Genomic DNA, 7,342 nt, shown 5'->3' with positions numbered 1-7,342 from the left:
GTGATCGCTGCCGTCAGCGTGGTCTTGCCGTGGTCCACGTGGCCGATCGTGCCGACGTTCACGTGCGGCTTGGTCCGCGCGAATTTCTCTTTTGCCATGTTTCGACTCCGAAAAAAATACGTTCCAACTAGCCAAGCGCCCGGCACTCCATTCGGAGTGCCGGGAATCATGGTGCCCTTTGCGGGAATCGGACCCGCGACCTCTCCCTTACCAAGGGAGTGCTCTACCACTGAGCCAAAAGGGCGCTCAAACTTTCGATGACGATCGGTGCCTGCTGGAGCGGGAGACGGGAATCGAACCCGCGTCATTAGCTTGGAAGGCTAGGGTTCTACCATTGAACTACTCCCGCCTCGCGCTTGCCGCCACCCGAAGGATCTGCGACAGACGATGCGCTTTCGCAACACTCCGCAACACCTGATCGATCAACAACCCAACTTCAAAACTGCTGGTGGAGAGGGCTGGATTCGAACCAGCGTACTCGTAAGAGGGCAGATTTACAGTCTGCTGCCATTAACCACTCGGCCACCTCTCCAGCGAACTCAGGACTATAGCAGAACTTTTTGACGTTGCACATCCGCTGTGGCGGACAGGCACCAATCGATCGGATGCCCGCGCTCGGCAAGCCAGCGGCCGGCCTGGCCGAAGTGGCCGCAGCCGATGAAAGGCACGGGCGGCCGCAGCGCCGACAGCGGCGACGGATGGTTGGCCATCAGCACCAGCGCCTCGCGGCCCGCGGCCCGGGCCGTGCGCTCGATGAGTGGCGCCTTGGCTTGCGCGTGGGCGCCCCAGAGCAGGTAGACGCAGGGCGAGGCCGTGGCGGCCACCTGAGCGATCAGCGCATCGGTCAGCACCTCCCAGCCCTTCTTCGCATGGCTGGCGGCCTGCCCGTCCTCCACCGTCAGGCTGGTGTTGAGCAGCAGCACGCCTTGCGCAGCCCATTCGGCCAGCGAGCCGCTGGTCGGCATGGGGTGGCCCAGGTCTCGCTGCAGTTCCTTGAAGATGTTGCGCAGCGAGGGCGGCAGCCGCACGCCGGGCGCGACCGAGAACGCCAGCCCCTCGGCCTGGCCGGGGCCATGGTAGGGGTCCTGCCCCAGGACCACGGCGTGCACGCGCTCGGGTGGCGTGAGCCGCAGCGCGCGCAGGGGCTCGGGCGGGTAGATCACCGCGCCTGCGGCCTTGCGCGCGGCCAGGAAATCCTGCAACCGGCGGCCTTCGGCAGTTTCGGCGAAGGCGTCGACCGCGGGCTGCCAGCCGGGCGCGACGGGGCCGAACGCCGTCATGCCCCGAACAGCTGCGCCAGCGCCTCGCCCGGCTCGGCCGCGCGCATGAAGGCCTCGCCCACCAGGAAGGCATGCACGCCGGCCGTGCGCATGCGCTGCACGTCGGCCGGCTGCAGGATGCCGCTTTCGGTCACGAGCAACCGGTCCGCCGGCACGGCGGCCTGCAGGTCCAGCGTGGTCTGCAGCGAGACCTCGAAGGTGCGCAGGTTGCGGTTGTTGACGCCGATCAGCGGCGTCTTGAGCTTGAGCGCACGCGCCATCTCGGCCGCGTCGTGCACCTCGACCAGCACCGCCATGCCCAGGTGCCCGGCGATGGCCTCGAACTCGGCCATCTGCGCGTCGTCCAGGATGGCGGCGATCAGCAGCACGCAGTCGGCGCCCATGGCGCGCGACTCGTAGATCTGGTACGGATCGACCATGAAGTCCTTGCGCAGCACCGGCAGCTGGCAGGACGCGCGCGCCTGCTTCAGGTAATCCACGCTGCCCTGGAAGAACTGGCGGTCGGTCAGCACAGATAGGCAGGCCGCACCGTATTCGGCATAGCTCTGGGCGATGTCGGCCGGGATGAATTCTTCGCGCAGCACGCCCTTGGACGGGCTGGCCTTCTTGACCTCGGCGATCACCGCAGCCTGGCCGGCCGCGACCTTGGCGCGCAGTGCGCCGACGAAGTCGCGCGTGAGCACGCGCGACTCGGCGTCCTCGCGCACCTCGGCCAGCGGCTTGCGGCCCTTGGCAAGGGACAGTTCCTCGTGCTTAACGGCTACGATCTTCTTCAGGATGTCTTCGGACATGGTGTTTCTCAGGCGCTTGCGAGCGATTGGGTGAGGGCCGCGAACTGGGCCAGCTTGGCCCGGGCCGCGCCCGATGCGATGGCCTGGCGTGCAGCCGCCAGGCCGTCGGCGATGGACGTGCAGACATTGGCCGCGTACAGCGCGGCACCGGCGTTCAGCACCACGATGTCGTAGGCCGGGCCGTGCTCGCCGTCGAGCACGGCGCGCAGCATGGCCTGCGACTGCTGCGGCGTTTCCACGCGCAGCGCGCGGTTGCTGACCATGGCCAGGCCGAAGTCCTCCGGGTGGATCTCGTACTCGCGCACTTCGCCATCCTTGAGCTCGCCGACCAGGGTGGCCGCGCCCAGGCTGACCTCGTCCATGCCGTCCTTGCCGTAGACCACCAGCGCATGCTCGGCGCCCAGGCGCTGCAGCGCACGCACCTGGATGCCGACCAGGTCGGGGTGGAACACGCCCATCAGGATGTTGGGCGCCGATGCCGGATTCGTCAGCGGCCCGAGGATGTTGAAGATGGTGCGCACGCCCAGTTCCTTGCGCACCGGTCCCACGTTCTTCATGGCAGGGTGGTGGTTGGGCGCGAACATGAAGCCGATGCCGACCTCGGCGATGCACTGCGCGATCTGTTCGGGCGTGCGCATGATGTCCACGCCCAGCGCCTCCAGCACGTCGGCGCTGCCGGACTTGCTAGACACGCTGCGCCCGCCGTGCTTGCTGACCTTGGCGCCGGCCGCGGCCGCCACGAACATCGAGCAGGTCGAGATGTTGAAGGTGTGCGAACCGTCGCCGCCGGTGCCGACGATGTCGACCAGGTGGCGGCTGTCGGGCACATGCACCCTGGTGGCGAACTCGCGCATCACCTGCGCCGCGGCCGTGATCTCGCCGATGGTTTCCTTCTTTACGCGCAGGCCGGTGATCAGCGCCGCCATCATGACGGGCGAGCACTCGCCGCGCATGATGAGCCGCATGATGTGCAGCATCTCGTCGTGGAAGATCTCGCGGTGCTCGATGGTGCGCTGCAGCGCTTCCTGGGGGGTGATCATGGGAAAGTCTCCGGGAGGTTGGGGCTTCAGCGCTGCGCTGCCGGGCCGTCGGCCCAGGCGAGCCGCAGCCCGAAACCGATGAACAGGATGCCGGCCGCGCGGTCCAGCCAGGCCAGGCCACGCTGCACGGATGCGCGCCGCGCCATCCAGGCGGCGGCCAGCGCCCAGCCGACGTTGACGGGAATGGCGTTGAGGTTGAACAGCACGCCCAGCAGCACGAACACCCTGGCCGCGTCCGTGGTGCCCGGTGCGATGAACTGCGGCACGAAGGCCAGGAAGAACAGCGCCACCTTGGGGTTCAGCACATTGGTCCAGAAGCCGTCGACGAACACGCGGCGCAGGGCCATGGGCGGCGCGGCGGGTGCGCGCTGCGCCAGCGGACTGGCCGGCGCCCGCGCCAACAGCAGCCGCAGGCCGGTGTACGCCAGGTAGGCGGCGCCCACCCACTTCAGCACGTTGAAGGCCGCGGCCGAGGTGGCCAGCAGCGCCCCCACGCCGACGGCTGCCGCGGCGATGTGCACGAAGCAGCCGGCCGTGACACCCAGCCCGGCCAGGATGCCGGCGCGCGCGCCGCCGCGCAGCGCATGGCGCACGATGCACAGCACGTCGGGCCCCGGCGTGAGGTTCAGCAGCCAGCCGGCCGCGATGAAGAGCAGCAGTTGGTGGGAGTCGGGCATGTGCGGCGCCTCATGCCTGCGCAAAGTAATCGCGCACGGCGGCCACGGCCCGGTCCACGCCGGCGGCATCCACGTCCAGGTGGGTCACGAAGCGCAGCTGGTACAGGCCCGTGGCCAGGATGCCGCGTCCGGCCAGGTAAGGCAGCAGCCCCGCGCCGCGTTCGCGCGCCCTGCCGCTCAGCGTGGCGAACACGATGTTGCTGTGCGGCGCCTGGGCCTGCACGCCATCGATGCCCGCCAGGCCCTCGGCCAGCCGGCGCGCCAGCGCGTGGTCGTCGGCCAGGCGCACGACATGGTGGTCCAGCGCATGCAGCGCTGCGGCCGCCAGCAGGCCGGCCTGGCGCATGCCGCCGCCGGCCATCTTGCGGATGCGGTGCGCGCGCGCGATGAACCCGCGCGAGCCGCACAGGGCAGAACCGACCGGCGCGCCCAGGCCCTTGCTGAAGCAGACCGAAACGCTGTCGAAGCACTGCGCGATGCGCCGGGCCTCGGCGTAGGCGTCCGCACCTTGTGCCGTGGCGGCATTGAACAGCCGCGCGCCGTCCAGGTGCCGCGCCAGGCCTTTGTCTGCCGCCAGTCGTGTGGCGGCCTGCACATAGTCGAAGGGCAGCAACTGGCCGCCCAGCGTGTTCTCGAGCGCCAGCAGCCGCGTGCGCGCGAAGTGCGCGTCGTCGGGCTTGATCGCCGCTTCGATGTCCGCCAGCGGCAGCGTGCCGTCGGCCGCATGCGCGATGGGCTGCGGCTGCACGCTGCCCAGCACGGCGGCGCCGCCGGCCTCCCAACGGTAGCAGTGCTGCATCTGGCCGACGATGTACTCGTCGCCACGGCCGCAGTGCGCCAGGATCGCGCACAGGTTGCTCTGTGTGCCGCTGGGCACGAACAGCGCAGCCTCGAAGCCCAGCAGGCCCGCGATGCGCTCCTGCAGCGCCTGCACGGTCGGGTCGTCGCCGAACACGTCGTCGCCGAGCGGCGCGGCCAGCATGGCCTCACGCATGGCTTGCGTAGGCCGCGTGACCGTGTCGCTACGCAGGTCGACGACCGAACTAGCGCCCACGCTCCCCGCTGCGCGAGCTTCGCTGCCCCCCGAGGGGGCTGGCCCGCCTTGGGCCGGCCCGGCGGCGGGCCTCACTTCTGCTCCAGGAAGTTGCGCAGCATCGCGTGCCCATGCTCGGTCAGGATCGACTCCGGATGGAACTGCACGCCCTGGATCGGCAGCTCCTTGTGCCGCACGCCCATGATCTCGCCATCCTCGGTGCGGGCCGTCACGGCCAGCGCCGATGGACAGTTGTCGCGCGCGATCGCCAGCGAGTGGTAGCGGTTGACCGTGAAGCGCTCGGGCAGGTCGGCGAACACACCCTCGCGCGTGGTCGTGATCTCGCTGGTCTTGCCGTGCATGAGCTGCTGCGCGCGCACGATGGTGCCGCCGAAGGCCGCGCCGATGCTCTGGTGCCCGAGGCACACGCCCAGGATGGGCAGCTTGCCCGCGAAATGCCGGATCGCCTCGACCGAGATGCCGGCCTCGGCCGGCGAGCACGGGCCGGGCGAGATCACCAACAGGTCTGGCTTGCGCGCGGCCACGCCGGCGATGTCGATCTCGTCGTTGCGGAACACCTCCACCTCGGCACCCAGCTCGCCGAAGTACTGCACCAGGTTGAAGGTGAAGCTGTCGTAGTTGTCGACCATCAAAAGTTTTGCCATGGCGATTTACTCCAGACCTTCTTCGACGAGTTCGCTCGCGCGCATCAGCGCGCGCGCCTTGGCTTCCGTTTCCTTCCATTCCAGCTCGGGCACCGAGTCGGCCACCACGCCGGCCGCAGCCTGCACGTGCAGCGTCTGGTCCTTGATCACGCCGGTGCGGATGGCGATGGCCACGTCCATGTCGCCCGCGTAGCTGATGTAGCCGCAAGCGCCGCCGTACAGGCCGCGCTTGGTCGGCTCCAGCTTGTCGATGAGCTCCATCGCATGCACCTTGGGCGCGCCGGTCAGCGTGCCGGCCGGGAAGGTGGCGCGCAGCACGTCCATGTTGGTCATGCCGTCCTTGAGGATGCCCTCAACGTTGCTGACGATGTGCATCACGTGGCTGTAGCGCTCCACGGCAAACGCCTCGGTCACCTTGACCGTACCGGTCTTGGCGATGCGGCCGATGTCGTTGCGTGCCAGGTCGATCAGCATCACGTGCTCGGCGCGCTCCTTGGGGTCGTTGACCAGTTCGACCTCGGCCGCCTTGTCCTGCTCGATGGAGGCGCCGCGCGGCCGCGTGCCGGCCAGCGGGCGGATGGTGACCTTCTGCTCGCCGGCCTCGGTGACCTCCTGGCGCACCAGGATCTCGGGCGAGGCGCCCACGACATGGTGGTCGCCCATGTCGTAGTAGTACATGTAGGGGCTGGGGTTCAGCGAGCGCAGCGCGCGGTACAGCGACAGCGGCGACTCGGTGTAGCGCTTGCTGATGCGCTGGCCCACCTGCACCTGCATGAAGTCGCCGGCGGCGATCAGCTCCTTGGCCTCTTCCACAGCCTTCAAGTAGGCCGCCTTGGCGAACGGCCGCTCGGCCGGGTGCGCCTGCGTGGCCGACACCCGCGGCGCGCTGACCGAGTAGCGCAGCTTGTCCTTGAGCTCGCGCAGCCGGCGCTTGGCGCTGGCATAGGCCTCGGGCTGCCTGGGGTCCGCATACACGATCAGGTAGAGCTTGCCCGACAGGTTGTCGATGACGGCCAGCTCCTCGCACTGCAGCAGCAGGATGTCGGGGCAGCCCAGCAGGTCGGGCGGGCAGCTGTTCTCGAGCTTTTTCTCCATGTAGCGCACCGCGTCGTAGCCGAAGTAACCGGCCAGGCCGCCGCAAAAGCGCGGCAGCCCGGGCCGCAGCGCGACCTTGAAGCGCTTCTGGTAGGCCTCGATGAAGTCCAGCGGGTTGCCTGCGGCGGTCTCGACCACCTGGCCGTCGGTCACGACCTCGGTGCGCGCGTTGGCGCCGAAGCCGCTGGCGCGCAGCAGCGTGCGCGCCGGCAGGCCGATGAAGCTGTAGCGGCCGAAGCGCTCGCCGCCGACGACGGATTCGAGCAGGAAGCTGAACTTGCCCCCGCCCTGCGGTCCGTTGGAATAGGCCAGCTTGAGGTACAGCGAGAGCGGGGTTTCGAGGTCCGCGAAGGCCTCGACGATCATGGGAATGCGGTTGTAGCCGTCCTTGGACAGGCTCTTGAATTCGAGTTCAGTGATCACAGCGTGCTTTCGAAGGTCACGCCGGGCGCTGGTGGGGTGTGCGTCCCGGCGGCAGCGGGGTGCTGCCTTCGTTCATTCAAGCCCTTGGCGGGTGCAGCGGCACAGGCGAAGGGCACGGGCGCACGGCAATGCGCCGTGCAATCAGGTGCGGCTTGTCGTTGGCTTACGCCAGGGCCAGGCTCCCCGGCCTGCGCCTGATGTCGTGGTGCTGTGAGCGGACATGGGCGGCGAGTGTAGCAAAGACACACACGCAGACGACGTACGGATGCCGCTTGGCGGCCGATGGCGACCAGTTGGCGGCTGATGTTGACCGGCCCTCACCGTGCACCCACAATTGT

General features: G+C 68.8%; 8 protein-coding genes and 3 tRNA genes. All 11 read right to left on the bottom strand.

The genetic code is table 11. The features are described 5' to 3' along the window. The coding region (locus ASF44_RS08290) for a GTP-binding protein (protein ID WP_200930575.1) at window positions 1–98 on the bottom strand (98 nt) is incomplete at its 3' end. 71 nt (window positions 99–169) lie between these two features. Next, window positions 170–244 (bottom strand) — tRNA-Thr (locus tag ASF44_RS08285). 31 nt (window positions 245–275) lie between these two features. Next, window positions 276–349: transfer RNA gene (locus tag ASF44_RS08280), tRNA-Gly, on the bottom strand. 97 nt (window positions 350–446) lie between these two features. Then, window positions 447–532 (bottom strand) — tRNA-Tyr (locus ASF44_RS08275). Window positions 533–545: 13 nt separating this feature from the next. Beyond that, a complete protein-coding gene (locus ASF44_RS08270; RefSeq protein WP_056898722.1) occupies window positions 546–1,280 on the bottom strand; it encodes a uracil-DNA glycosylase in 735 nt (244 codons plus the stop codon). Beyond that, entirely contained in the window at window positions 1,277–2,071 is a 795-nt protein-coding gene (gene trpC, locus ASF44_RS08265; protein WP_056898721.1) for an indole-3-glycerol phosphate synthase TrpC, read from the bottom strand. The genes ASF44_RS08270 and trpC overlap by 4 nt, the downstream gene beginning before the upstream one ends. Before the next feature lie 8 nt (window positions 2,072–2,079). Then, window positions 2,080–3,111, bottom strand: a complete 1,032-nt coding sequence (trpD, locus tag ASF44_RS08260) for an anthranilate phosphoribosyltransferase (protein ID WP_056898720.1) — start codon at window positions 3,109–3,111, stop codon at window positions 2,080–2,082. Between the two features lie 26 nt (window positions 3,112–3,137). Continuing rightward, window positions 3,138–3,788 carry a LysE family translocator gene (locus ASF44_RS08255; protein ID WP_056898719.1) on the bottom strand — a complete coding sequence of 217 codons (651 nt, stop codon included), beginning with the start codon at window positions 3,786–3,788 and terminating at the stop codon, window positions 3,138–3,140. A 10-nt stretch (window positions 3,789–3,798) separates the two neighbouring features. Further along, window positions 3,799–4,842, bottom strand: coding sequence for a low-specificity L-threonine aldolase (ltaE, locus tag ASF44_RS08250; RefSeq protein WP_056898718.1), 1,044 nt, complete (start codon window positions 4,840–4,842; stop codon window positions 3,799–3,801). A gap of 71 nt (window positions 4,843–4,913) precedes the next feature. Beyond that, window positions 4,914–5,486, bottom strand: a complete 573-nt coding sequence (locus ASF44_RS08245) for an aminodeoxychorismate/anthranilate synthase component II (RefSeq protein ID WP_156374393.1) — start codon at window positions 5,484–5,486, stop codon at window positions 4,914–4,916. Between the two features lie 6 nt (window positions 5,487–5,492). Continuing rightward, a complete protein-coding gene (trpE, locus tag ASF44_RS08240) occupies window positions 5,493–7,004 on the bottom strand; it encodes an anthranilate synthase component I (protein WP_056898716.1) in 1,512 nt (503 codons plus the stop codon). Window positions 7,005–7,342 lie beyond the last annotated feature (338 nt).

This window comes from Pseudorhodoferax sp. Leaf274, assembly GCF_001422445.1.
Lineage (GTDB): Bacteria > Pseudomonadota > Gammaproteobacteria > Burkholderiales > Burkholderiaceae_C > Pseudorhodoferax.
Note: the sequence above shows the minus strand (reverse complement) of the source record. Positions and strands in the feature narration are given on the sequence as shown.

Excerpts from the sequence above, each read along its gene's own strand:
- trpC (WP_056898721.1), bottom strand. The coding sequence starts at position 2,071 with ATGTCCGAAGACATCCTGAAGAAGATCGTAGCCGTTAAGCACGAGGAA.
- ASF44_RS08255 (WP_056898719.1), bottom strand. The coding sequence starts at position 3,788 with ATGCCCGACTCCCACCAACTGCTGCTCTTCATCGCGGCCGGCTGGCTG.
- ASF44_RS08245 (WP_156374393.1), bottom strand. The coding sequence starts at position 5,486 with ATGGCAAAACTTTTGATGGTCGACAACTACGACAGCTTCACCTTCAAC.
- ASF44_RS08270 (WP_056898722.1), bottom strand. The coding sequence starts at position 1,280 with ATGACGGCGTTCGGCCCCGTCGCGCCCGGCTGGCAGCCCGCGGTCGAC.
- trpD (WP_056898720.1), bottom strand. The coding sequence starts at position 3,111 with ATGATCACCCCCCAGGAAGCGCTGCAGCGCACCATCGAGCACCGCGAG.